The 24,646-nt window shown below is 64.7% G+C and carries 22 protein-coding genes and 1 tRNA gene; 13 read left to right on the forward strand and 10 right to left on the reverse strand.

The window, feature by feature from the left end:
• The first annotated feature begins 9 nt into the window (after positions 1 to 9).
• Positions 10 to 789: an amino acid ABC transporter ATP-binding protein gene (locus tag FIV09_RS01670; protein WP_152448360.1), complete on the forward strand. Its 780-nt coding sequence runs from the start codon at positions 10 to 12 to the stop codon at positions 787 to 789.
• A 128-nt stretch (positions 790 to 917) separates the two neighbouring features.
• Positions 918 to 1,331, forward strand: a complete 414-nt coding sequence (locus FIV09_RS01675) for a hypothetical protein (protein ID WP_152448361.1) — start codon at positions 918 to 920, stop codon at positions 1,329 to 1,331.
• 26 nt (positions 1,332 to 1,357) lie between these two features.
• On the opposite strand, the gene FIV09_RS01680 is transcribed toward FIV09_RS01675, so the two are convergent.
• From FIV09_RS01680 to rpmH, 10 genes are all read right to left on the reverse strand, one after another.
• Positions 1,358 to 1,843, reverse strand: coding sequence for a histidine phosphatase family protein (locus tag FIV09_RS01680; protein ID WP_152448362.1), 486 nt, complete (start codon positions 1,841 to 1,843; stop codon positions 1,358 to 1,360).
• Positions 1,844 to 1,847: 4 nt separating this feature from the next.
• Positions 1,848 to 2,735 carry an acetylglutamate kinase gene (argB, locus tag FIV09_RS01685; protein WP_152448363.1) on the reverse strand — a complete coding sequence of 296 codons (888 nt, stop codon included), beginning with the start codon at positions 2,733 to 2,735 and terminating at the stop codon, positions 1,848 to 1,850.
• Positions 2,736 to 2,805: 70 nt separating this feature from the next.
• Positions 2,806 to 3,459: a ribosome biogenesis GTP-binding protein YihA/YsxC gene (gene yihA / locus FIV09_RS01690; protein ID WP_152448364.1), complete on the reverse strand. Its 654-nt coding sequence runs from the start codon at positions 3,457 to 3,459 to the stop codon at positions 2,806 to 2,808.
• Positions 3,456 to 4,202 (reverse strand): MOSC domain-containing protein, encoded by a 747-nt coding sequence (locus FIV09_RS01695; protein WP_152448365.1) that lies wholly within the window; start codon positions 4,200 to 4,202, stop codon positions 3,456 to 3,458. Before FIV09_RS01695 ends, yihA begins: the two co-directional genes overlap by 4 nt.
• On the reverse strand, positions 4,199 to 6,022 hold the full coding sequence (yidC, locus tag FIV09_RS01700) for a membrane protein insertase YidC (protein WP_152448366.1): 1,824 nt from the start codon (positions 6,020 to 6,022) through the stop codon (positions 4,199 to 4,201). Before yidC ends, FIV09_RS01695 begins: the two co-directional genes overlap by 4 nt.
• 164 nt (positions 6,023 to 6,186) lie before the next feature.
• On the reverse strand, positions 6,187 to 7,596 hold the full coding sequence (locus FIV09_RS01705; protein ID WP_172975600.1) for a GGDEF domain-containing phosphodiesterase: 1,410 nt from the start codon (positions 7,594 to 7,596) through the stop codon (positions 6,187 to 6,189).
• Positions 7,597 to 7,804: 208 nt separating this feature from the next.
• Positions 7,805 to 8,692, reverse strand: coding sequence for a tRNA 2-thiocytidine(32) synthetase TtcA (gene ttcA / locus FIV09_RS01710; RefSeq protein ID WP_152448368.1), 888 nt, complete (start codon positions 8,690 to 8,692; stop codon positions 7,805 to 7,807).
• A gap of 33 nt (positions 8,693 to 8,725) precedes the next feature.
• Positions 8,726 to 8,953 carry a membrane protein insertion efficiency factor YidD gene (gene yidD / locus FIV09_RS01715; protein WP_152448369.1) on the reverse strand — a complete coding sequence of 76 codons (228 nt, stop codon included), beginning with the start codon at positions 8,951 to 8,953 and terminating at the stop codon, positions 8,726 to 8,728.
• Complete coding sequence (rnpA, locus tag FIV09_RS01720; protein ID WP_152448370.1) at positions 8,950 to 9,393, reverse strand: ribonuclease P protein component; 444 nt, start codon at positions 9,391 to 9,393, stop codon at positions 8,950 to 8,952. The genes yidD and rnpA overlap by 4 nt, the downstream gene beginning before the upstream one ends.
• A 26-nt stretch (positions 9,394 to 9,419) precedes the next feature.
• A complete protein-coding gene (gene rpmH, locus FIV09_RS01725) occupies positions 9,420 to 9,557 on the reverse strand; it encodes a 50S ribosomal protein L34 (RefSeq protein ID WP_152448371.1) in 138 nt (45 codons plus the stop codon).
• A gap of 293 nt (positions 9,558 to 9,850) precedes the next feature.
• Between rpmH and FIV09_RS01730 the strand changes: the two genes are divergently transcribed.
• The 11 genes from FIV09_RS01730 (at position 9,851) to FIV09_RS01780 (ending at position 24,634) form a co-directional block, all read left to right on the forward strand.
• Positions 9,851 to 10,588 (forward strand): TVP38/TMEM64 family protein, encoded by a 738-nt coding sequence (locus tag FIV09_RS01730; protein WP_371417740.1) that lies wholly within the window; start codon positions 9,851 to 9,853, stop codon positions 10,586 to 10,588.
• Positions 10,589 to 10,591: 3 nt separating this feature from the next.
• On the forward strand, positions 10,592 to 12,010 hold the full coding sequence (locus tag FIV09_RS01735) for an NAD(P)/FAD-dependent oxidoreductase (protein WP_152448372.1): 1,419 nt from the start codon (positions 10,592 to 10,594) through the stop codon (positions 12,008 to 12,010).
• A gap of 23 nt (positions 12,011 to 12,033) precedes the next feature.
• Positions 12,034 to 13,413 carry a HAMP domain-containing sensor histidine kinase gene (locus FIV09_RS01740; RefSeq protein ID WP_152448373.1) on the forward strand — a complete coding sequence of 460 codons (1,380 nt, stop codon included), beginning with the start codon at positions 12,034 to 12,036 and terminating at the stop codon, positions 13,411 to 13,413.
• Positions 13,414 to 13,481: 68 nt separating this feature from the next.
• Positions 13,482 to 13,558, forward strand: a tRNA-Arg gene (locus FIV09_RS01745).
• A 67-nt stretch (positions 13,559 to 13,625) separates the two neighbouring features.
• The gene (locus tag FIV09_RS01750; RefSeq protein ID WP_152448374.1) at positions 13,626 to 14,234 is read left to right on the forward strand and encodes a hypothetical protein; all 609 of its coding nucleotides are present in this window, start codon (positions 13,626 to 13,628) and stop codon (positions 14,232 to 14,234) included.
• A gap of 62 nt (positions 14,235 to 14,296) precedes the next feature.
• Positions 14,297 to 14,755 carry an NUDIX hydrolase gene (locus FIV09_RS01755; RefSeq protein ID WP_152448375.1) on the forward strand — a complete coding sequence of 153 codons (459 nt, stop codon included), beginning with the start codon at positions 14,297 to 14,299 and terminating at the stop codon, positions 14,753 to 14,755.
• A gap of 339 nt (positions 14,756 to 15,094) precedes the next feature.
• Positions 15,095 to 15,823, forward strand: coding sequence for a Crp/Fnr family transcriptional regulator (locus FIV09_RS01760; protein WP_152448376.1), 729 nt, complete (start codon positions 15,095 to 15,097; stop codon positions 15,821 to 15,823).
• 226 nt (positions 15,824 to 16,049) lie between these two features.
• The gene (locus FIV09_RS01765) at positions 16,050 to 19,817 is read left to right on the forward strand and encodes an Ig-like domain-containing protein (protein ID WP_152448377.1); all 3,768 of its coding nucleotides are present in this window, start codon (positions 16,050 to 16,052) and stop codon (positions 19,815 to 19,817) included.
• Positions 19,818 to 19,975: 158 nt separating this feature from the next.
• A complete protein-coding gene (locus tag FIV09_RS01770; protein ID WP_172975601.1) occupies positions 19,976 to 21,238 on the forward strand; it encodes a TolC family protein in 1,263 nt (420 codons plus the stop codon).
• The gene (locus tag FIV09_RS01775) at positions 21,235 to 23,451 is read left to right on the forward strand and encodes a type I secretion system permease/ATPase (RefSeq protein WP_152448379.1); all 2,217 of its coding nucleotides are present in this window, start codon (positions 21,235 to 21,237) and stop codon (positions 23,449 to 23,451) included. The genes FIV09_RS01770 and FIV09_RS01775 overlap by 4 nt, the downstream gene beginning before the upstream one ends.
• Before the next feature lies 1 nt (position 23,452).
• Complete coding sequence (locus tag FIV09_RS01780; RefSeq protein WP_152448380.1) at positions 23,453 to 24,634, forward strand: HlyD family efflux transporter periplasmic adaptor subunit; 1,182 nt, start codon at positions 23,453 to 23,455, stop codon at positions 24,632 to 24,634.
• The last annotated feature ends 12 nt before the right edge of the window (positions 24,635 to 24,646 follow it).

A 24,646-nucleotide genomic window follows, 5' to 3' on the forward strand; every position in this document is an offset into this window, starting at 1 on the left:
GGCTCTGACATGAACCAGACAGCCACGAATAGCGCCGCGCTCTCCGTCTCGGACGAGGTGGCAATCTCAATCGAGAACATGAACAAGTGGTACGGCACCTTCCACGTGCTGCGCGACATCGACCTGACCGTCTATCGCGGTGAGCGGATCGTGATCGCGGGGCCGTCGGGCTCGGGCAAGTCGACGCTCATCCGCTGCATCAACGCGCTGGAAGAGCACCAGAAGGGCCGGATCGAGGTGGACGGGACGGTGCTGTCCTCGGACATCAAGAACATCGACGCGATCCGCTCCGAGGTCGGGATGGTGTTCCAGCACTTCAACCTGTTCCCGCACCTCACGATCCTCGAGAACTGCACGCTCGCGCCGATTTGGGTCCGCAAGACACCCAAGAAAGAGGCCGAGGAAACCGCGATGCATTTCCTCGAGAAGGTGAAGATCCCCGAACAGGCGGACAAGTATCCCGGTCAGCTTTCGGGCGGTCAGCAGCAGCGTGTGGCGATTGCCCGCTCGCTCTGCATGAAGCCGCGGATCATGCTCTTTGACGAGCCGACATCGGCGCTCGACCCCGAGATGATCAAGGAGGTTCTCGACACAATGGTCAGCCTCGCCGAGGAAGGCATGACCATGCTCTGCGTCACCCACGAGATGGGCTTTGCCCGTCAGGTCGCCAACCGCGTGATCTTCATGGACCAGGGCCAGATCGTGGAGCAGAACGAGCCCGAGGAATTCTTCAACAACCCGCAGAACGAGCGGACGAAGCTGTTCCTGAGCCAGATCCTCGGCCACTGAGCCTTCTGTCAGAAATTTCCCAAGGGCGCCCGCATCGACACATGCGGGCGTCTTTTTTTGGCCTGTTCTGAAACTCCCTGTCGCCGTCGCCCGTGGTTTCCAATGCAACACAGCAAAGGAGACATCCCATGCGACTGACACTCACCACGGCCCTTTTCTCCGTCATCGGCGGCGCAGCTTTCGCCGCAGCCCATGCCATGGCCCCGGCCATCGAAGCGGCGGCTCAATCCGTGGAAAACGGCGTGGTCAGCGCCTCCAAGATCGTGGCGGAGCAGAACGGCTGGCTCGTCGTGCACCGCACCGACAGCGAAATGAAGCCCGGCCCTGTCGTCGCCCATGCGCCCATCCGGAAGGGTGAAACCACCGACGTCGCCGCGATCCTGACCGAGGACGTGGCTGCAGGCGACATGTTGATGCTCATGGTCCACGCCGAAGAAGGCGGCATGGAAACCGGCATCTTCGAATACACGCTTGGCGCCAAGGAAGACGGCCCCATCCGCGTCGATGGCGACCTCGTCATGACGGTCATCACCGCGCAGTAAGTTTGCGGTGACCCAGTCCCGCGCGGTCAGCCCAGTTCGCGCGGGACAACGAAATCCACGGCGTGCCCGCTGCGGGTCCCAAGCTCGGACCAGTCGGCAATGTCGAACTCCGCGACCAGGGTCGCGCCCGTCGGATAATCGCGAAACCGCGGATGATCCGGCGCATCTTCCACGCAGAGATTGGCCATATACGCGATGCCCGGATTATGGCCGAGCATCAGGACCGTCTCGGCGGTTTCCCCGCGCAGCTCCGTCAGCATCTGCTCCACATCCGCGAGGTACAGCTCGCGCGTGGTGCGCACTGCACAATCGAGATCGAGCCTGCCGAAGGTCTCGACCGTACGCATGGCCGACGAAATGAGTGCTGCATCCGGCTGGTATCCGGCATCTCGCAACCAGCGGCCCAGAAGTTTCGCCGATTTGCGCCCGCGCTCGTTCAGCGGGCGGTCGTGATCCTCGACCCCGGATTGCCAGTCGGACTTGGCGTGCCGCATGAGGATCAGGCGCCGCATCGTCTCAGCGCCCGCGTGGCGGCAGATCCGCCGATTTGATGAGGGAGCCTGCGCCATGTTCGGTGAAGAGCTCCAGCAGGCAGGCATTGGGCACCGTGCCGTCGAGGATCACCACGCCGCGCACACCGCGCTCCAGCGCATCGAGGCAGGTCTCGACCTTGGGGATCATGCCGCCCGCGATGGTGCCGTCGTCGATCATCGCACGGACCTCCTCGGGCGTGAGCGCGGTGACGATATCGCCATTCTTGCCCTTCACGCCGGGCACGTTCGTCAGCAGCAACAGCCGGTCTGCCTGCAGCGCGCCAGCTACGGCACCCGCCGCCGTATCGCCGTTGACGTTGTAGGTTTCCACCGGGTCCATGCCGGTGGCGACGGGCGCGATCACCGGAATGATGCCGGCCCCCATGAGGTCGCGCAGCACCTGCACATTGGTCTCGATCGGGCGGCCGACCCAGCCCAGTTCGGGATCGTCCGCCTCGCAGACGATCAGGTCGTCATCCTTGCCCGAAAGGCCCACGGCCCGGCCACCCTCATCCATGATGGCCTGCACGATGCGTTTGTTGACGAGGCCGGTCAGGACCATCTCCACCACGTCGACAGTGGCCTTGTCGGTCACGCGCTTGCCGCGCACGAAGGTCGATTCGATGCCGAGCTTGCCCAGCATCTCGTTGATCATCGGCCCGCCGCCATGCACGACCACCGGGTTGATCCCGACCTGCCGCATGAGCACGATGTCGCGGGCGAACTCGGCCATGGCCTGCGCGTCGCCCATCGCGTTTCCGCCGAACTTCACCACCACGACCGCGCCCGAATAGCGCTGCATGTACGGAAGCGCCTCGGACAGGGTGCGGGCGGTGGCGTGCCAGTCTCGGTTCATGTCCTGGGTCTTCATCTGTGGATCCGGGAAGGGGTGGGCCCTGCGGTTATCGGGCCTTGAGAGCCTGCGCGCAAGGGCCGCGCTGTCACCCGAGGCTCGCGATGATCGCCCGCAACTCTGTGATGCCGTCACCCTTCTCGGCGGAAGTCATGACGATTTCGGGAAAGGCTGCGGGATGGGTGGCGAGCTTGGCGCGGACCTGGTTGAGAACCTTGTCGCGTTCGCTGGCCTTGATCTTGTCGGCCTTGGTCAACACGGCCTGGAAGGTGACGGCGCTCTGGTCGAGGCGCGAGAGGATCTCCTCGTCGACGGCCTTGATGCCGTGCCGCGCATCGATGAGCACGAAGGCCCGCCGCAGATTCGCCCGGCCCGACAGGTATTGCTTCAGCAGACGCTGCCATTTCTCGACCACCGGCAGCGGCGCATTGGCATAGCCATATCCCGGAAGGTCCACGATGTAATGGCTCTCGCCCAAGGTGAAGAAGTTGATCTCCTGCGTGCGGCCCGGCGTGTTCGACGCGCGGGCAAGCCCCTTGCGACCGGTCAGCGCGTTGATCAGGCTCGATTTGCCCACGTTGGAGCGACCGGCGAAACAGACCTCGGCCCGGTCGCCCGGCGGCAGACCGTCCATCGCGACGACGCCTTTGAGGAATTCCGCGCCGCGTGCGAACAGAAGGCGCGCTTCCTCGGCCTCCTGCGGATCGGGTGCCTCGACAAGGGGGAAGGGCAGGGACGTCATCGCAGCACCTCCACCTCTGCGCCAAGCGCGATACGGCCACCCTCGATCACTTCGGCTCGGACCGAGAAATCCCGGTGATCCCAATGATCAAGCGCACCCAGCGTGTCCGCGTCGATGCGTCCGGTGTCCGGGTTGGCGGTCGTCGCGCGGCAGCGATCGGTGCGTTCGCGGACCTGCAGCACGGCCTCGCCGATGCGTATCTTCTGATCCATCCAGTCGAACTCTTCCCAAGGGGCCAGGCCGTCGATCCAGATATTGCCGCGCCAGCGATGGATGGACAGGGGCTGGCCCAGCCGCTGCTCCACAGCGCGATGCGAGACCGTGTTGCACAAGGTTACGGACGGGAAGTCGCTATCGGTCCAGCCAGGATGTTCCGCCCTGACGAGCCGCGAGGGCCGCGGTCGGTTCTCCGGCACCAGCGGCGCCATCCATGCGACGATGGCGTCGCCCTCGGCATCGGGATCCGCCGTCAATGTTGGCAATTCTGGATGGTTGAGCGTGATCGTCCCGGTCTCGTCATCGAAGCTCGCCGTGACCGCCATCATGCCGGGCGATTGCGCCACGCGGCTGAAATTCATGCACGGCGCCCATGTGCTGCCATCGACCGCCGCGGCCTCATGGGCGATGGCCCAATGCCGATCCCAGGGCACGGTACGCCCCTCCGACAAAGACACAGCCTCGAGCGCGTCGCGCCCGAGGCTCTTGATCGGATGCCGCCACAAGGAGGTGACGTGCCCGGTCATGTCTTGTCCGTGCCCTTCTTCTTGAAGCTGGACAGAATGTTGCCGAAGACGTCGGGCTTGTAGCCCTGGCTCCGCATGATCGCGTATTGCTGCATGAAGGTGATCGTGTTGTTCGCGATCCAGTAGACCACGAGGCCGCTGGCAAAGCTGCCCAGCATGAACATGAACACCCAGGGCATCCAGGCGAAGATCATCGCCTGCGTCGGATCGGTCGGCGCCGGGTTCAGCTTCTGCTGCAGCCACATCGACACCCCGAGGAGCAGCGGCAGGATGCCGATGAAGACGAGGGCCATGATCGATTGCGGATCGGGCGCGCCCCAGGGCAACAGACCAAACAGGTTCATGATCGAGGTGGGATCGGGCGCGGAGAGGTCCTGGAACGGTCCGAAGAATGGCGCGTGGCGCAGCTCCAGCGTGACGAAGATCACCTTGTAAAGCGAGAAGAAGATCGGGATCTGCAGAAGGATCGGCAGGCAGCCCGATGCCGGGTTCACCTTTTCCTTCTTGTAGAGGCCCATCATCTCCTGCTGGAGCTTCTGGCGGTCATCGCCTGCCCGCTCCTTGATCTTCTCCATCTCGGGCTGCAATTCCTTCATCTTCGCCATCGAGACGTAGGATTTGTAAGCCAGCGGCAGGAGCAATGCCTTGATCAGGAAGGTCAGGGTGATGATCGCAACGCCCATATTCCCGATGAGCTTGTTGAGCTCGTGCAGCACCCAGAAGATCGGTTTCGTCAGGAAGAAGAACCAGCCCCAGTCGATGGAGTCGAGAAAGCGCTCGATGCCGTTCTGCTGGTATTCGCGGATCGCTTCCCATTCCTTGGCGCCCGCAAAAAGCTGCGTCGTCACGGAGGTGTTCGCGCCAGAGGCAAGCTCGACGGTCGGAAGAACGGTTTCGGTTTGGTAGATGTCGCGCGCGGCGTCGTACTTGGCCGATGCGCGGAAGCCGGATCCGGGCGCCGGTACGAGGGCCGACATCCAGTAATGGTCGGTAAAGCCGATCCAGCCGTTTTCCGTGACCTGGAAGGTTTCGGCCTGCGCGCCGATCCCGGGGGCCACGGGCAGATCCGTCATGTCACCCCAGTCGATCTCGGTCAGCTCGCCATCGGTCATGGCGATGGCGCCTTCATGCAGGATGAAGAAGTTCTTCGCGTTCACCGGCTCGCCGTGGCGGGCAAGGATGCCATAAGGCGCGAGACGACGCGTTTCGCCCGTGGTGTTCTCGACGCTTTGGGTAACGGTGAAGAGGTAATCCTGATCGACCGCGATTTCGCGGCGGAAGGTCAGGCCCGACGGGCTGTCCCAGGCGAGGGTGACCGGCGTCTCGACGGTCAGTATGTCGCCCTCGGCGAGGCGCCATTCGGTGTTGGGGCCGGGCACGTCGTCCAAGGAAAGGCCTGCGCCGGGCGCCCAACCGTAGAGCGCGTAATAGGCCGCGTCGCCCCCTGCGGGGTTAAACAGGTGAACGATCTCGGAGCCTTCCTCGATCGTCTCGGTATAATCCTTCAACGAGAGGTCATCGATCCGGCCGCCCAGAAGGGACAGCGAGCCTGCAAGGCGGGGCGTGTCGATTTCGACCCGCGGGGCGTCGGAGGCCGTGTCGGCCGTGGCGGGTTGGGTCGTGCTCGCCTCTCCGCTTCCGGCCGGTGCGGATTGCGGGACGGAGGCCGTATCCGTCGTGATCTCCGACCCTGTTTCCAAGATCGCGGGCGCATTGGGGTCCTCGACAGCGTCAGGCGGCGGGAACAACAGAAACCAGACGAGGATCACGGCAAAGCTGAGCGCCGTTGCGATAAGCAGATTCTTGTTCTGATCGTCCATTTGGACCCGTACCCATACCTTGCTGCAAGTGCTGTGGGTTCAACAGACGCGGGCCCCGAAGGTCAAGTCGATTCGGGGTTGTGGCCATATCTAGAGCCCGCATTCACCGGATCGTCATGGCATGAATCGGACGCCTTGGATCGGAGCGCTGCTGCCCCGGACTGTCAGGCTTTGCGGGAGAGGAGCGGGACATCCGCGATCTTGGCGTCATGCATGGGCAGCCAGGTATCGAAGGCATCAAGCGACATCGGCTCGGCGATGCCATAGCCCTGCACATGATCGCATCCGAGTTGTGCCAGAAGCGCGTGCTCTCCCGAGGTTTCAACGCCTTCCGCCAGGGTGTCGAGGTTCAACCGGTCAGCAAGGCTGAGAATGGCGGTCAGGATGCGCCGCTGCTCCGGATCGTCGCCGATCCCGGTTACGAAGCTGCGGTCGATCTTGAGCCGTTGGATCGGCATGCGGCGCAGCGTGGCAATCGGGGCACGGCCCGTGCCGAAATCGTCAAGATCGATCCGGCAGCCCAAGCTTGCCAGGGTCGAGACGTTTTTCGCGACGGCGCATTCATCGCTGCTGGCCAGAACCGTTTCGAGAACCTCGATTGCAAGGCGTTCGGGGGCAAGGTCATGTCGATCGAGGTCCCACTTGATACGCTCCGACAGGTGCGGATCGCGCAGATCTGCCTCGGCCAGGTTCACGCTGACGCTTGGAATATCGAGCCCGGCCGCATCCCAGTGGTGCAGCGCCGCAAGGGAGCGGGAAATCATCACCTCTCCCAGACGGGACAGACGTCCGGCCCGTTCGAGCGCGGGCAGGAACTGGCCCGGCGCGATGACGCCGCGTTCGGGATGCACCCATCGGGCGAGGGCTTCGACACCGCTGACGCGCCCTGTGGAGGTGCAGAGCTGTGGCTGGAACCAGGGTTCGATCTGGCCCTTTTCCAGTGCGGCAACGACACTTGTGCGGATCATGCGGCGGGTCGCGACGTTGCGATCGAGGCTTGGCGACCACGCCCGGATCGCCGAGGCACCATGCAGGGCGGCCTCTTCCAGCGCGGCTTCCACAGCCTCGAGGAAACCTGCACCGGTGATATCCGCGGCGCAGCGCCGGGAATGGGCCATTCCGATACAGGCGGTCAGATAATGGGTCATCTCCGACAGGGCCGCCGGATCCTCCACCGAGGATTGAACACGCGCGCCCAGTTGCAGCAGCGCTTCGAGATCGAGCCGTGCGGCGGGGCCCACGAGAACCAGGAACCGCGCATCGCCGATCCGGTAGGCGGCATCGCCCACCCGCAGATGCGCCTTGATACGCATCAGGCACATGTCTTGCGCGGCGCGCATCGCAGCCCCGCCGTTCAGATGGCGCACGCGGTCAAGGCCGCCGATATCGATCAGCAGGCACGCCACGCTTTGATGAACGTCGCGCGCATCTGCCAGGAACCTGTCCGCGAGCGCAGGCGCGCCCGGCGCATCCAGAAAATGCGGCGGTGCCGCACTCGGCTCCGGCCCGTTCAGAAAATCGAGCCCGCCCGTACGCCAGAGATAAAGCGGAAATCCCGTCGCTACGAGCATCATCAACAAAGGCCCGCCTAGCAAATGCGCGGCAAGGGCGAAGGCCGGCAGGAAAGCGAGCGCATGCGGACCCGAAAGGATCTGCCTAGGCCGTTTGGTCAACTGTTGCAGCGCCGTTTTCTTGGATACCGTCTTCATGGGGCACCCTTTCCAGAGAGAAACGTTTACCGTTTGTTCTCGCCACAATTGTGCCGATTCCCTGAAGGATCGCTTAACGCAGGCTCGGAATATCCGGACAATCGCCCTCATCTGCGGCGATCTCGCGCGTCAGACCCGCGAAATCGAACAGTTTCGGATCGAGCAAATGCGACGGGCGCGCATTCATCAGGGCCCGGAACATCACCTGCCGCCGTCCGGGGCTGTTGCGCTCCCATCCGTCGAGGATCTGCTTGACCTGCTGGCGTTGCAGCCCGTCTTGCGAGCCGCATAAGTCACAGGGAATAATGGGGTAATTCATCGCGCGAGCGAACTTCTCGCAATCGGCCTCGGCCACGTGGGCGAGCGGGCGATAGACGAAGACATCGCCTTCCTCGTTGAGAAGTTTCGGCGGCATCGTGGCCAGCCTGCCGCCATGAAAGAGGTTCATGAAAAACGTCTCAAGAATGTCGTCGCGGTGATGGCCGAGCACCACGGCAGAGCAGCCTTCTTCCCGCGCGATGCGATAGAGATGCCCCCGGCGGAGCCGCGAACACAGCGCGCAATAGGTCCGGCCCGCAGGCACCTTGTCCTTCACGATGGAATAGGTGTCCTGGTATTCGACGCGATGCGGCACCTGCATCTGTTCCAGGAATTCGGGCAGCACCGTCGCCGGAAACCCCGGCTGGCCCTGGTCGAGATTGCAGGCCAGCAGATCGACGGGCAGCAGCCCGCGCCACTGCAATTCGTGGAGCACGGCCAACAGGGTATAGCTGTCCTTGCCGCCCGAGAGGCAGACGAGCCATTTGGGCCGGAACCCATCGGACGCGGGCTTTTCGACCATGCCGTATTGCTCGATCGCCTCGCGGGCATTCTGCACGATCCGTTTGCGGAGCTTCTTGAACTCCGTCGACTTCGGCGCGCCCTCGAAGAGCGGGTGGATATCGTCGGCATTGTCGAACATGGGGCAGACCTGTGCGGGCGGTTTGCGCGCCTCTTACCGGGGCGGAGGGACGTTGTCGACGCCCGAGCCGCCCCAGGGATGGCAGCGCGCGATCCGCTTGGCCGCGAGCCAGCCGCCGCGAAGCGCCCCATGCGTCTCGAGCGCTTCGAGCGCATAGGCCGAACAGGTGGGCTGAAATCTGCAGGACCGGCCGAGCCATGGCGACAGAAACAGCCGGTAGCCGTGGACCGGCAGGGCCAGAAGACGGGCGAGGGGGCTCATGTATCCGCACGCCCGTGCAATTTGCGCAGCGCATAGGCGAGATCGGATTTCAGCGCATCGAAGGGACGCGCAGCCGTCGCGTCCCGCTTGCCGATCAGGACATAGTCCCAGCCGGGGCGTCCCTGTTCGGCGATCACAGCGCGCGCGGCTTCGCGCAAACGCCGCTTGGCACGGTTGCGTGCGACGGCGTTGCCGACTTTTTTCGAACAGGTGAAGCCGACCCGAACGCCCGCCCGATCATCGTGGCGGGCATGACCCTGCACCATCATCGAGGCCGTGCCCTGCTTGTCGCCGCGCGCGGCGCGCAGGAACTCGGCGCGCTTGGTCAGCGTCGCCAGCGCCTTGGCGGGCGCAGGCGCGTCGGGCGTGGCCTCTGCGCACGAGGACGCCGCCGAAGGCAGGGTCCCGTCCGTTTGGTCGGGGGCCTTCGGCGGCGTCATCTCGTTCACCATAATCCCTGGGAGGATTAAGCGCTCAGGCTCTTGCGGCCACGCGCGCGGCGTGCGTTCAGAATCTTGCGGCCAGCCTTGGAGGCCATGCGTGCGCGGAACCCGTGGCGGCGCTTGCGCACCAGGTTGGAAGGCTGAAACGTGCGTTTCGACATCTGTCTGTCTCCGTCGTCTCGGGCTCAGGCGGGGACAGCGTCCGCAGAGCCGATGAATCTCTCGAAGCCCGCGCTATAGGGAAGATGAAACCCCAAGTCAAACCTCTGAGATGCGGGTTCTGCAACATTTTCCGCCGGGCGGCGTTGGGATTGTTACAGAATGCCCCGCAAGACGGCCCTCAGGCCCACAAAGACCGACATATGCATCAAGCACCCGTGAGACGCCTGTCGCAGGCGGCACGGCACCCGCATGTAGAAGGGGACCCGCAGCCCTCTGACAGGACGACACACCGATGGATACCGACATGACCGAAGACGCCAAGCGATCGCCGCTTCTCCGAAACCTGCCGCTCATTGCGATTCTCGTCGTGGCCGCCATCGGCGCTTTCACGTTGCGCGACTACCTGACCTTCGACACGCTGCGCGAGAACCGCGAGGCGCTGCTGGCCTTCCGCGATGCCAATTATCTCGCGACCGTGGCGGTCTTCATCCTGGCCTATGTGCTGATCGTCGCCTTCTCGCTGCCTGGTGCGACCATCGCCACGCTCACGGGCGGTTTTCTGTTCGCGACCTTTCCGGGCGCGCTTTTCAACATCACCGGGGCAACAATCGGCGCCACGCTGATCTTTGCGGCTGCCCGTTGGGGCCTCGGGGAGAAGATGGCCCAGAAGATGAACGCCTCGGACGGGCTCGTGCGCCGCATCAAGACCGGCATCGACGAGAATCAGTGGGAAATGCTGTTTCTCATCCGTCTCATCCCGGCCGTGCCCTTCTTCGTGGCCAACGTCGTCCCGGCCTTTGTGGGCGTGTCGCTCTGGCGCTTCGTCATCACGACCTTCATCGGTATCATTCCGGGCGCCGTGGTCTACACGTCGGTCGGCGCAGGGCTGGGCCAGGTTTTCGAGCGGGGCGAGACGCCCAATCTCGGCATCATCTTCGAGCCGCAGATCCTGCTGCCCATCCTCGGGCTGTGCGCGCTGGCGGCGCTTCCCATCCTCCTCAAGGCCGTGCGCGGCAAGAAAGGGCTCTGAGCCATGGAAACGATCAAGACGGATTTGCTGGTCATCGGCGCGGGCTCGGGCGGATTGTCGGTGGTTGCGGGCGCGGCGCAGATGGGCGCGGATGTCGTTCTGCTGGAGCGGCACAAGATGGGCGGCGATTGCCTGAACTACGGCTGCGTGCCCTCGAAGGCGATCATCAAGGCAGGCAAGGTCGCCCACCAGATGCGGAACGCCGCGCAATTCGGCATCGAGGCGGTGGAGCCCAAGGTCGATTACGCCGCGGTCAAGGACCACGTTCATGACGTCATCGCCGCCATCGCGCCGCATGACAGCGTTGAGCGGTTCGAAGGCTTCGGCGCGCGCGTGATCCAGGAAGAAGGCCGCTTCGTCTCGGAGGATACGGTCGAGACGGCCAGCGCGCGCATCACCGCGCGGCGCATCGTGATCGCGACCGGCTCGACGGCCTTCGTGCCGCCGATCCCCGGGCTCGAACAGGTGCCCTACCTGACGAACGAATCGCTGTGGGATCTGCGCGAACTGCCCGAGCATCTTCTGGTCATCGGTGGCGGCCCCATCGGGATGGAGATGGCGCAGGCGCATCGGCGCCTCGGCAGCCGCGTCACGGTGATCGAGGGCGCCAAGGCGCTGGGCAAGGACGATCCGGAGCTCGCCGCCATCGCGCTGGATCGTCTGCGGGGCGAAGGCCTCGTGATCGAGGAGGACGCGCTCGCGAAGGAGGTGCGCGGCACGGCCGGGAATATCGAGGTCGAAACGAAGGACGGCCGCGTCTTCAAGGGCAGCCATATCCTTGTCGCCGTGGGACGAAAGGCCAATACCGACGCGCTCGATCTCGACAAGGCCGGGATCAAGACCACGAAGACCGGCGTGAAGGTGGACGAGTATCTCAAGACCACCAACAGACGCGTCTATGCCATCGGCGATGCCGCGGGCGGTCTGCAATTCACGCATGTGGCGGGCTATCACGCGGGCATCGTGGTGCAGTCGGCGCTCTTCGGTTTGCCTGCCAAGGCCAAGACGAGCCACCTTCCCTGGGCCACATATATTGAGCCCGAGCTGGCGCAGGTCGGTCTGACCGAAGCGGAGGCGGAGAAAAAGCACGGACCCAAGCTTGAAGTCGTGCGCTTTCACTATGACGGCAATGACCGCGCGCAGGCGGAGCGGCACACGACCGGCCTTGTGAAAGTGATGGTCGCGGGCGGCAAGCCTGTGGGCGCCTCCATCGTGGGCCATCAGGCGGGCGAGCATATCAACTTCTGGGCCTTCGCCTTGGCGAATAAAATGAAGATGAAGGCTGTCACCAGCATGGTTTCGCCCTATCCCACCTATGGCGAGCTTAACAAACGCGCTGCGGGTGCTTATTTTTCGCCGAGATTGTTCGAAAGCACGGCGGTCAAGCGCATCGTGAGCTTCGTGCAGAGGTACATTCCCTAACGGGCAGGAGTAGTTTGGCGCCCATGTTCCGCACCCTTTCAGGACGCTTTCTGATCCTCACGGTGCTGTTCGTGATGCTGGCCGAGGCGTTCATCTTCTTCCCCTCAATCGCGCGCTTCCGGCTGGATTATCTCAATGACCGGCTGGAGCGGGCGCAGATCGCCTCGCTCGCACTCCTGGCCGATGACATGATCGACCGCGATCTCGAGGAGGAGCTCCTCCTCAATGCCGGGGTCTTCAACGTGGTGCTGCGGCGCGATGCGGCGCGGCAGCTTGTGCTGTCCTCCCCCATGCCGGGCCCCATCGCGGAGACCTTCGATCTGCGTGATGCGGGCGCGCCCAGGCTGATCGTCGATGCCGTGCGGCGGCTGGCCGATCCCACACCCGAGATCATCCGTGTGATCGGTGCGCCGTCGCGCGAAGCGGGGCTGCTGATCGAAACGACGATGGACACGCGGGACCTGCGGATGGCGATGATCGATTACGGGCTGCGCATCCTCGCGCTGTCGCTCGTGATTTCCGTCATCACGGCGGGGCTTTTGTTCCTTGCGGTGCGGCAGTTCCTGGTCAAGCAGATCAAGTCCGTCGTGGCGAACATGCAGGCCTATTCCAAAGCGCCCGAAGACGCCCGCCGGATCATCACCCCGCTGTCCAGCGTGACCGAAATCCGCGAGGCCGAAGAGGCGCTGCAAAGCCTGCAATCGCAGCTCACCCAGTCGTTGAAACAGAAGGAGCGGTTGGCGCAGCTGGGCGGCGCCGTGGCGCGGGTCAGCCACGATCTGCGCAATATCCTGACCTCGGCGCAGCTTTTCACCGACCGGATCGAAGGCTCCGAGGATCCGCTTGTGCGGCGCATGGCGCCGAAGCTCGTGGGCTCGATCACCCGTGCGGTCAGCCTGTGCGAAAGCACGCTGGCTTTCGGGCGGGCCGAGGAGCCCGCGCCGCTTCTGACCCGCTTCAACCTCGCCGAGCTCGTCGACGATGTCTTCGAGGCTGAGCGTCTGGCCATCGGCGAGGACGATGTCTCGCTCTCGGCGGATATCCCCGCTTCGATGACCATTCGCGGCGATCCCGAACAGATGTACCGGATGGTGTCGAACCTTGTGCGGAATGCGCGGCAGGCGATCACCGGCTCCGGGCAGGGGGGCGAGATCAATGTCTGCGGACGCAGCGATGATACGCATTGGCTCATCGAGGTCTGCGATACCGGGCCGGGTCTGCCGCCCAAAGCGCGTGAGTTCCTGTTCCAGCCGTTTCAGGGCGGCGCGCGCAAGGGCGGCTCGGGGCTGGGTCTTGCCATCGTCGCGGAGCTTGTGCGCGGCCATGGCGGCGTGCTCGATCTTGAACGTTCGGACGAAACCGGAACCCTGTTCGTGATCCGGCTGCCGATGGGCGACCTTTAGGGCCGTAACAGAAATTTCTCGAACGGCCCTTGCAATCGTGCGGGCTGACGGATAATTCGCCCCTCACTGGACCGATAGCTCAGCTGGATAGAGTACCTGACTACGAATCAGGGGGTCGGGGGTTCGAATCCTCCTCGGTCCGCCAGTATTTCGAAAGGCCGTGTCCCGATCCGGGGCGCGGCCTTTCACCTTTCCTCAGGCAGAACAAGCCCATGCCGCTGCAGAACCGCGTGACCCCGTTTGGCGAAATCGTCACCGCCAGCTGGCGAGGGGCGGCCATGGGCAATCGCGGACGGTTGCACGACGAGGCAGGCAGGCTGCAGCGCGCACGTTGGAAGGGCAAGGCGTGGATTACCTGCCTGCTCGCATTCAAGGGTCGTCATCGCGAGATCATGAAGCCCGACAGCTATACGGAGCTGTTCTTTCCCGACGAGGCGGCGGCCATGGCGGCGGGGCATCGCCCTTGCGCCGAATGCCGCCGGGCCGATTTCAACGCCTTCCGCGCGGCCTTCGCGGCAGCCTTGCCGGAGGTTGGGGCATCGCCCAAGGCAGCGGTGATGGATGCGCATCTGCATGCCGCGCGCCTGGCTCCGCATCCGGTGCTTCCGGCCATTCCCGAGGATTTGCCCGATGGGGCATTCATTTCATCAGGTGAAACAAAGGCTTATCTGAAATGGCGAGGCGCGTGGTGGCTCTGGCAGGGGGCGCATTACGCGCCCGCCGATCCGCCTTTATCCGCACCCGCGCGGCTTTTGACCCCGGCACCGATGATCGCCGTGCTGAAGGCTGGCTATACGCCCGGAATTGCACCGAACCTTTAGTGATTCGTTGACGGAGTCCCTTTAATCCATATACTTATCGAAAATAAGAAAGTGTTTTCATTATGCCTGTTGAAGGCGAGCAGATTGCGGCCATGCCGCTCCGGATCCTGAAAGATGGCAGTGTCGAGGTCCTGATGGTGACCTCCCGGGACACGGGTCGTTGGGTCATGCCCAAGGGCTGGGAAATGGACGGCAAGAAACCTTGGCGCGCGGCCGAGATCGAAGCGCTCGAGGAAGCGGGCGCGGTTGGTTATATCGGCTCCGAAATGGTCGGCACCTACCGCTACACCAAGATCATGAATGATGGCGCCATCGTTCCGTGCGTCGTGCGCGTGTTTCCGATGATTGTCGAAAAGCTGAAGCGGAACTGGAAGGAAAAGGGCCAGCGCAAGCGGCGGTGGTTCAAACCGAAGGATGCCGCGAAGCGCGTGATCGAAGAAGACCTTTCGGACCTCCTCAAGAGTCTGCACAAAAAGCCGCTCAAGGAACCCGCGGTGCGCGAATTGCTGAAGGCGTCCTGAGCTTTCGGCAGACCGCATATCCCTGAAGCGCAGCAAGGGCCGCACCGGCGGGATGCGACCCTTGCGCTTCCAGTGGCAACCCACTCCCTTGGCCCCTCAGCCAGGAAGCAGGCTTATGCCACTGAACCTTTGCCTGCGCGCGCCGGATCGGCGGGCCTGCAGGGCAGCGGGCGGACCGCAAGGCATGGCAAATGACGATGCGAGGCCCACGCGTCACAACGCGCCCCCCGTATCCCCATCTGCCGCACAACCTTGGTCCTGCCGCGTTATCTTGCACGCTAAATGGAACGGATCGGACCGCCCCGCATTAAACTATGACATAGCTCGGGTGGTTTTTTCATGTCGTCGAAATGCGCAAACTGCCCGATCCGCAAGCTTCCCCTGTTCAAGCCGATGACCGATTCCGAAGTCAGCTTCATGGAGCGGTTCAAGATCGGCGAGATGTCCCTGCAAGCAGGCACGCCGATCCTGTCCGAGGGTGCAAATGCCCCGCAATTGTTCACCGCGCTTTCGGGCTTCGGGTTGCGCTACAAGATCCTCGAATCCGGAAAGCGTCAGGTGCTGAGTTTCGTGCTGCCCGGCGATTTCATCGGTCTGCAGGCCGGTGTGATGAACAGGCAAACCCATTCGGTCGAAGCGACCACCAACATGACCCTGTGTGTCTTCAACCGCACCGAGTTGTGGACGCTCTACCGCGAACATGCAGAGCGGGCGTTCGATCTGACCTGGATCGCCGCCGGGGAGGAGCGTTTCCTGAGCGAGGCGCTCGCAGCAATCGGTCAGAAATCCGCCTTCGAGCGGATCGCCTGGGCCTTCTCCCGCCTGTATCGCAGGCTCGAAGGGCTGAAGATGCGCCAGGGCATTTCCGTGCCCTTGCCCTTCCGGCAGCAGCATCTGGCCGATGCGCTAGGCTTGTCGCTGGTGCATACCAACAAGACGCTTGCGCGGCTGCGCGACCAGCAATTGGCGACCTGGAGCGACGGGCGTCTCTCTGTGCCGGATATCGAGGCGCTTGAGGCAGAAGGGCTCGTTGACGAGGCGTCTCTGCGCCAACGGCCCTTGATGTAGCCGCCTCACAGACGGGGCAAGCGCCTAAAATTAAAACGATTTTTGCGGGCTTATCTGCCGCAGGTTGATTGTTGGAATTTGACAACAGCGGCGTCGTAAATCATGAAGCGGCGAAATTGTGGCTAAATTTTGTAGCCGCATAAGCGTAATTCCGCTATTGCAGTGATAATCATAATGCAGGCGATCCACCAAAGAGATCGCCGCTGAGGCAAGAGCGGTAAACAGTATGCAAGCGATCGATGTCGCTGTGCGCGCCCCTGCGGGCGACGTGCAGTTTTCTTCCCTGGCCAGCAATGGCGATTCCTTCACCCTTCAGGCGCAACCCGGGCAATCCATCTCGTTGAACGTCTCGCAGGCCAGCCTGCGCGGATATACGCGGGAGGGCTCCGACCTCGTGATTTCCCTCGCTGATGGGCAGACCATCGTGATCGCGGATTACTTCGAGGCTGCCGGTGCGCGGCTCTTTCTCAGTGCGAATGGCTCTCTTTCGGAGGTGATGCTGACCGAGGCGGGCGATGGCGTTCTCCTGGCGACCTACGGCCCGGCGGAGACCTTCGGCAAATGGAGCCCCAATGACGAGCTGATCTTCCTCGATTCGCCGGTGGATGTGGCAGAAATGGGGATGGTCCAGGACGAAGAGACCTCGATGCTTGCGACCACGCTTCTCGGCACCACGCTCGCGGGCGGTGGCGGTCTTGGCGTAGCGGCGGGTGCGGCTGCGGTCGGTGCCGCCCTGCTGGGCGAAGGCGAGGGTGACGGCGACGGAAACGGCGGTGGCGGCTACGTGCCGCTCGATCCCGAAATCGACGGTGCGGGCGAAAGCGGCGCGGTCTATGGCGACGACGCGCAAGAGATCACCGTGACCGGCATCGCGGAGCCGGGCGCGACCGTGGTCGTGACCATCGGTGACGCCGAGATCGAGACCGTCGCGGGCGAAGATGCGAGCTGGTCCGTGGTCTTTACCGGGGACGATTTCCCCGCGGACGGCAATTATACCGTGACGGCCGTGGTCACCGACCCCGATGGCCGTGTCACCGACCTGAGCGGCCCGATCTACGATATCGACGTGACCGCACCGCCGGTGGAAGTGCAGGACGGCACGATCACCAGCGGCACGCTGGTCAATGCGGAGATGCAGGATGGCGGCATCACCCTGACCGGCAGCGTCGAGCCCGGCGCGACCGTTACTGTCGAAATCGACGGCACGACCTTCGATGCGACCGTGTCAGAGGGCACCTGGACGCTCGATCTCGACGAGACCGTCATCGGGCAGGGCACCTATACGCAGGACATCACCATCACCGCGACCGATGCGGCGGGCAACGCGACCGTTCTCACGGATACGATCGTGGTCGATACCGAAATCTCGCTCACCGCCGATACCGCAGCGATGGGCGGCGACGGTACGATCAACGCGTCCGAGCGCGACGGCGGCGTGACCCTGTCGGGCACGTCCGAAGCAGGCTCTGTCGTCGAGGTCACCCTGGGGGGCGTCACGCAAAGCGCGACCGTGGCCGAGGACGGCACATGGTCGGTGGTCTATTCCGCGGCAGACCTGCCCGAGGGGGAGACCACGCTCGACATGACCGCGACTGCGACGGATGCCGCGGGCAATGTCGCCACCACGACGGGCATAGTCGCCATCGACACGCTGGTGACGAATTTCACCCACACATCCACGCCCGGCGGCGCGGACGGTGTGATCAATGCCGCCGAAGCCGCGCAGGGCCTGACCCTGACCGGCACGTCCGAGCCCGGCTCGACCGTGGAGGTCACGCTCGGCGGTGTGACGCAGGCGGCCAATGTTGGAGCAGATGGCAGCTGGACCGTGAGCTATGCGGCCGCGGATCTGCCGACGGGCGAAGGTACGCTCGAAATGATCGCCGTCGCGACCGATGCGGCGGGCAATACCGACACGATCAGCGATACCATCGCCTATGATACGCTGGTGACGGATTTTGCCGACACCTCCGTGACGGGCGGGATCGACGGCGTGATCAATGGCAACGAGGCCACGGGCGGCGTCACCCTGACCGGCACGTCCGAGCCGGGATCGACCGTTGACGTCACGATGGGCGGCACCACCGAGACCACGACCGCGGATGCGAATGGCAATTGGTCCGTGACCTATCCGGCCTCCGCCGTCCCGCAGGGTGAAACCACCGTTCCGGTCACGGTCACGGCAACCGATGCCGCCGGAAACGAGGCGACGGCCACGGGCGAGGTCGAGATCGACACGCTCGTGACGAACTTCACCAACACCGCGACGCCGGGTGGCGCTGATGGCACGATCAATGCCGATGAGGCCGCGCAGGGGCTGGTTCTGACCGGCACGACCGAGCCCGGTTCGACCGTGGATGTGAGCTTCGCAGGCACCACTGTTCCGGCTGTCGTTCAACCCGACGGCACATGGACGGCGTCCTTCCCGGCCTCGGCGATCCCCGCAGGCGAGGGCAGCTACGACATCGTCGCCACCGCGACCGATGCGGCAGGCAATGTCGACACGCTGACCCAGAACGTCGTGGTCGATACGGTTGCGGGCCAGTTGCAGATCAGCGCGGCTCCGGTCGAGGCGGATGATGTGGTCAATGCGGAGGAGGCCTCCGACGGCGTCACGCTGACCGGCACATCGGACCCGAACCAGCTTGTGACCGTCACGCTCGGCGGCGTGAGCCAGGATGTGATCACCGATGCGAACGGGGTCTGGAACGCGACCTTCGCCCCCGGTCAGATCGCACCGGGCACCTATGAGGCCGAGATCACCGCGACGATCACCGATGCAGCCGGCAACACGCTCGTGCGCACCGACAGCGTCCAGATCGACACCGAGGTGCAGAATTTCGGCGTCTCGACCACACCCGTGGCGGGCGACGGCGTCGTGAACGGGGCAGAGGCGGCAAACGGCATTGCGCTCAGCGGCACGACCGAGCCCGGCAGCACGGTGATGGTCACGCTAGGCGGGGTCACACGTCCTACCAGCGTCGACCAGAACGGCAACTGGACGGCAGGTTTCGCCGCCGGAGAGCTGGCGCAGGGCACGTATCAGGCCGAAGCCACGATCGTGACCGTCGATCCCGCGGGCAACCGGACCCAGACCACGACGAGCTTCCTCGTCGATACGGAAGTCGACAGCCTCGCCTTCTCGGCGGGTCCGATTGCGGGCGACGGTGTCGTGAACGCGGCGGAAGCGGCGGCAGGTCTGACGCTTACCGGAGTGGTCGAGCCCGGCTCGACGCTCAAGGTGACGCTGGACGGCATCGAGCACGATGCGAGCGTCGATGCGGCAGGCAACTGGACCGTCACCATCGCCGAGGCGGACCTGCCCACGGGCGAGCTTGATGCGGTGACCGTCACGCTGGACGCGACGGATGCGGCGGGCAATACCCGCACCGAAAGCACGGAGCTGTCTTTCGACACCGTCGTGCCGGACAGCCCGGAGGTCACGGATTACACCCGCAACCACACGGGTCTGACGGGCGTCTCGCTCGAGTCGACGGATGACGCGGTCTATATCGGCCATGTCGAGCAGAACGGCACGGTGGGCGATGTCGGCTATTCCTCCTTTGATATCGAAAGCCGGGGCGAGACCTCGTATTTCTTCGATGAGACGGTGCCGGACGGATCGCACCTCGTGGTCACCTCTGCCGATGCGGCGGGCAATGTCGCGGGCACGCTGCACGTGGTCGACGATCCGCTGACCAACGAGGTCGGCATGACCGACGGGCTGGCCCAGACGCTTGGTGCCTTCGAGATCGAGACGATCGACCTGCAATTCGCGGAAGACAGCCAGCTGACCCTGACCGAGGCGCAGGTCACGGCCCTGTCGCAAGGCTCCGACACGGTGACGATCACCGGCGGCGTCGACGACACCGTGACGATCACGGGCGCACAGGCCGCAGGCCAGACCACGCAGGACGGACAGACCTTTAACGTCTTCGTACTGGGCGATGCGACGGTCCAGATCGAGGATGACATCACCAATGTGGTGATCTGACCCTGATGCTCGGAGCGGCGCGACAGACGTGCCGCTCCACCTTGGCACTTGGGGGCAGAGACGAGATGCGGACGATACGAACGACCCTTTTTCTGAGCGCGGCCCTGAGCATGGGCCTGGCGGGCTGTGGGGCCACACCCTTCCCGACGCTGCCTGGTATGGATGAGTTGTCCGGCATGACGTCGCGCTTTGCGACGAGCCCGGATGCGGCCGTGGCGCGCAACATGCAGGACGCGTCGTTGGGCGACGCGGAAGGAGTTCCGCAGGGCGACGCGACAAGCCCGATCATCACCGAATTGACCGCGCGCCGCTCCGTGCTCGTGCCCGGATCGCCCTATGCCCGCGTGGCCGAGCAGGTTCTGGCCTCTGGCGCGCGCGTCGAGGCCGCAGAGCTGGAAGTCGCGCAATTGCGCGCCCGTGCGGCCCAGTGGAACTGGCTGCCGACGCTGGGCCCGACCGTTTCGCTCACCTCTCTCGGGGACATGGTGGCGGATCTCGTCCTCAACCAGGTTCTCTTTGACAGCGGACGCAAGCGAGCGGAGCGGGATCTGGCCCGCGCCGAGGTGGAACGCGCGGCGGTGCGCCTGTCCGACAGCACAAACGCCCGCGTGGCCGATGCGCTCGGTCTGCAGATCCGCATCGCGGAGGGGCGCGAGACTGCGCGGCATTTCTCCGCCGCGCACAAGGACATGGCCCAGTTCGAATGGGTGATGTCGGAGCGCGTGAAGGGCGGTGTCTCGAACCGTTCCGACCTCGTGGTGCTGCGCCAGAAACTGGCTGACATTGCCGCGGATCGGGATCGCGCGACCGAGGATGCGGCCCGTGCGGCGGCAGAGCTGGCCCAGATGGCAGGCGGCGCGCCGGATGTGGCCGGGATCGGCACATTGTCGGGGGATGTGGCCCAAGCCACGCCGCTTGCGGTTCTTTCGGCCCAGGCGGATCGCGACAAGACCGATGCCGAGGCCCGGATCGCCCGCTCCGGCTTTCTTCCGGGGCTCGGGCTTGAGGCCAGCGCGCGCACCGGGCAGGGCGGGCTGACCGCATCCGTCCCGAACGGCATCGGGATCGGCACCGGCGCCGCGCTCAAAGCCGCCGAGGCCACGAAGGCCGCCGCCGAGGAACGTATCCTCAAAGCCCGCCAAGATGCCGCCCGCGAGGAAGCGGGTCTTCTGCGCGAGATCGAGGCGCTCGAGCGTCAGGTCGTCGAGGCGCAGAGCCTCGCCGGGCAGGCCAAGTCCACGCTGGACCTGTTCCAGCGCCAATATGAAGGCGGCCAGCGGCAGGTGATGGAGGTTGTGGGCATCTACGAGACCTATGCCGATGCGACCGCCCGCGCGCTCCGGCTGAAATACGATCATGCCCGTGCCGAGATCGCGCTTGCGCGGCTCCGGGGTGTTCTGGTTGACGGGGCCGCGATATGAGCGCGGCCTCCGCCCGTGTCGTGGCCTTTGCCGGGCGGGCCCGCGATGCCCTGATCGCGGCGGCCCCCGAGGCTGCGGCGAACCTTCCGGGCCGGACGCGTCCGGTTTCCGAGAAGGCAGGCGCGCGCGCCGATCTGATCCGCCTTCTGGCCCAGCAGCGCGGACTGGAACCGGCCCGCGCCGATATCGCGGAGGCCCTGCAGCGCAATGCCGACCGCGATGGCAGCTATGGGCCCGAGGCGCTTTCGAAGGGCTGCGAAGCGGCGGGCCTGATGACGGAGACGCGGGCGGGCAGCCTCGATCCCCGCACGCTTCCGGCCTTGGCCTTGATGACGTCCGGCCAGGTCGTTCTGGTGCTGGAGGCGACAGAGCAGGCCGTCACGCTTTACGAGGCCACGGCGCCCGACCGCCGCACGGATGTGCCAAAAGCTGATTTCGCATCCTTCTACGCGGGCACCTACATCACCGGCGAAGCCCCGGTGGCCAGCCTGTCGGACCGGCATGCCCGCATCACCGAACAGCGGCACTGGTTCTGGGGCGAGTTTGCCCGGTTCAAACGTCCCTTCGCCGAGATCGCGTTGGGCTCTTTGGTGGCCAACATGCTGGCCGTCGCGGTCGCGCTGTTCTCGCTGCAGGTCTATGATCGGGTCATCCCGCATCAATCCGTCGCCACGCTCTGGGTGCTTGCAGCGGGCGCGGGCTTGGCCCTGATGCTGGAAGGCGCGCTCAAATCGGCGCGTGGTCAGCTTCTGGACGGGGCTGGGCGGCAGATCGAGCTTGGCGTGCAGCAGACGCTGATGCAGCGCCTGCTCGGCATGCGCTCAGAGGAGGCCGCCAAAAGCCCCGCGCAGCTTTTTTCGGCCATGCGCGAATTCGGATCGGTGCGCGAGTTCTTCACCGCCTCGACGGTGGGTTCGCTTGCCGACATCCCGTTCATCCTCCTGTTCCTGTTTCTCGTGGCGTCGATCGCGGGCAGCGTGGTCTGGGTCCTGATCGCGGGCGCCATCCTGATGGTCGTGCCGGGGCTGTTCCTGCAGCGCCGGATGATGCGCCTGACCGAGGAGATGCAGGGGGCCGGCGTCAAGCAATCGCGCCTCCTTCAGGAAGTGGTGAGCGAACTCGACACCCTGAAAGGAGCCCGCGCAGAAGGGCGTTTCGCGCGTCTCTGGGAAGAGCTGGTCGCGGTGCAATCGCTTAAATCCTCCGAGCAGCGGCGGCTGTCGGCCAACCTGACGATCTGGGCGCAGGGCGTGCAGCAGGCGACCTATGTCGCCGCCGTCATCGCGGGCACCTACCTTGTCTTCGCGGGGGAATTCACCGTTGGTGCGATCATCGCGACGGGCATCCTGACCTCGCGCACGCTGGCGCCGCTAACGCAGTTGTCGGGCATCCTCGCCCGCTGGTCCAACGTGAAGACCGCGCTCAGCATGCTCGACACCGTGGCCGAAGCGCCGCAGGATCGCGCGCCGGGCCGGACCTATCTGCGCCGGGATCGCCTGCAGGGACGTTACGAGCTGAAGAATGTCAGCTACCGCTATGGCGAAGGCGCGCCCGCGCTCGACATCACGGCCCTTGGCATCAATGCCGGGCAGACCATGGCGATCCTCGGGGCCAATGGCTCTGGAAAGTCGACGTTGCTCCGCGTCCTCTCGGGCCTCTACGCGCCCGCCGAGGGACGCATCCTGCTCGACGGGATCGAGATGGCGCAGATCGACCCCACGGATCTGCGGCGCGGCATTGGCTATCTCGGACAGGATGTGCGGCTGTTCCAAGGTAGTCTGCGCGACAACCTGAACCTCACGCGGCTCGAAGCGGATGATGCCCGTCTCTACGCCGCGCTCGATTTCGCGGGGCTTGGTCAGTTCGTGAAAGCCCATCCCGAAGGGCTTGATCTGAAGATCGGCGATGGCGGCTCCGGCCTGTCTGTGGGGCAGCGGCAATCCATGGGCTGGGCGCGGCTCTGGCTGCAGGATCCCGACATCTGCCTGCTGGACGAACCGACCGCCGCGCTGGACCAGACGCTCGAAGCGACGCTGATGTCGCGCTTGGGTCCCTGGCTTGAGGGGCGGACGGCGATCATTGCCACGCATCGCGTGCCGATCCTGCAACTGGCGCCGCGCGTGATGATCCTTGCGCAGGGTCGTGTGGCCGTCGACGGCCCGCGCGAGGATGTGCTCGCCCATCTGACGCGCACCGCCAAGGGAGATGCCTGACATGGCCATGACCAGCACCGAAATCGCGCGGCAATTGCAGGATCGCGGACGCGGCCCCTCGATGGTGATCTGGCTCTGCGCGGCGGCGGTCTGGACCTTCATCCTCTGGGCGTCCTTCGCCTGGATCGACGAGATCGTGCGCGCCGATGGCGAATTGGTCTCCTCCTCGCGCCCGCAGATCATCCAGAACCTCGAAGGAGGTATCCTCGCCGAACTGCTCGTCGCGGAAGGCGATGCGGTGCGGCAGGGCGATGTGCTGGCCCGCCTGCACGGGACGGAATATCGCGCTTCGGTCACGGATCTTGCGGATCAGATCACGGCACTCGAGATCCGGCGCCTGCGTCTCGAGTCGGAGCTTGCGGGCGGCAGCGATCTAACCCTGCCCGCCGATCTGGAACGGGCCAATCCCGACATGGCGCGTTCCGAACGCCAATTGCTGACCGCGCGGCAGGCCGATTACCGCAGCCGCACCGAAGGCGCCCGCCGGGTCCTCGAACAGGCCGCCGCGGAAAAGAAGCTGATGGAGGACCTTTATGCCAAGAATGTCGTCTCGCTGATCGAGGTCACGCGCGCGCGCAAGACCCATGCCGATGCGCGCATCCAGCACGACGAGATCGTCACGCAGACCGCCCTCGACCGCGCCGAGGAGCATTCCAAGACGCTGCGCGAGCTGGCCACCCTGCGTCAGGGCATGAACGCCGCGCGCGATCAGCTGGACCGGACCGTGCTGGTCAGCCCCATGGACGGGGTGGTCAACAAGCTGTCGGTCACGACGATCGGCGGCGTGGTGCGTCCGGGCGAGGAAATCCTCCAGATCATTCCGCGCGAGGAGGCCGCGCTCGTGGAGGCCCGCGTCGCGCCCGAGAACATCGCCAATGTCCGGCCCGGCCAGATGGCCACGGTGAAACTCTCGGCTTATGATTACACGATCTGGGGATCGCTGCGCGGGGCGGTGCAGATCGTCTCCGCCGATACGTTCGAGGATGAGCGCGACCCGAATGCCGAGGCGCATTACAAGGTCACGGTGCGTCTCGATACGGACGCGATGACCGAACGGCAGATGCAGATCGCCCTGCGTCCGGGCATGCAAGCGCAGGTTGAGCTGATGACCGGTGAGAAGACGGTGCTGCAATACCTGCTCAAACCGCTCTACAAGGCCAAGGACGCATTGCGAGAGCCGTGAGCCGGTTTTCCC

This window comes from Roseivivax sp. THAF197b (assembly GCF_009363255.1).
Lineage (GTDB): Bacteria > Pseudomonadota > Alphaproteobacteria > Rhodobacterales > Rhodobacteraceae > Roseivivax.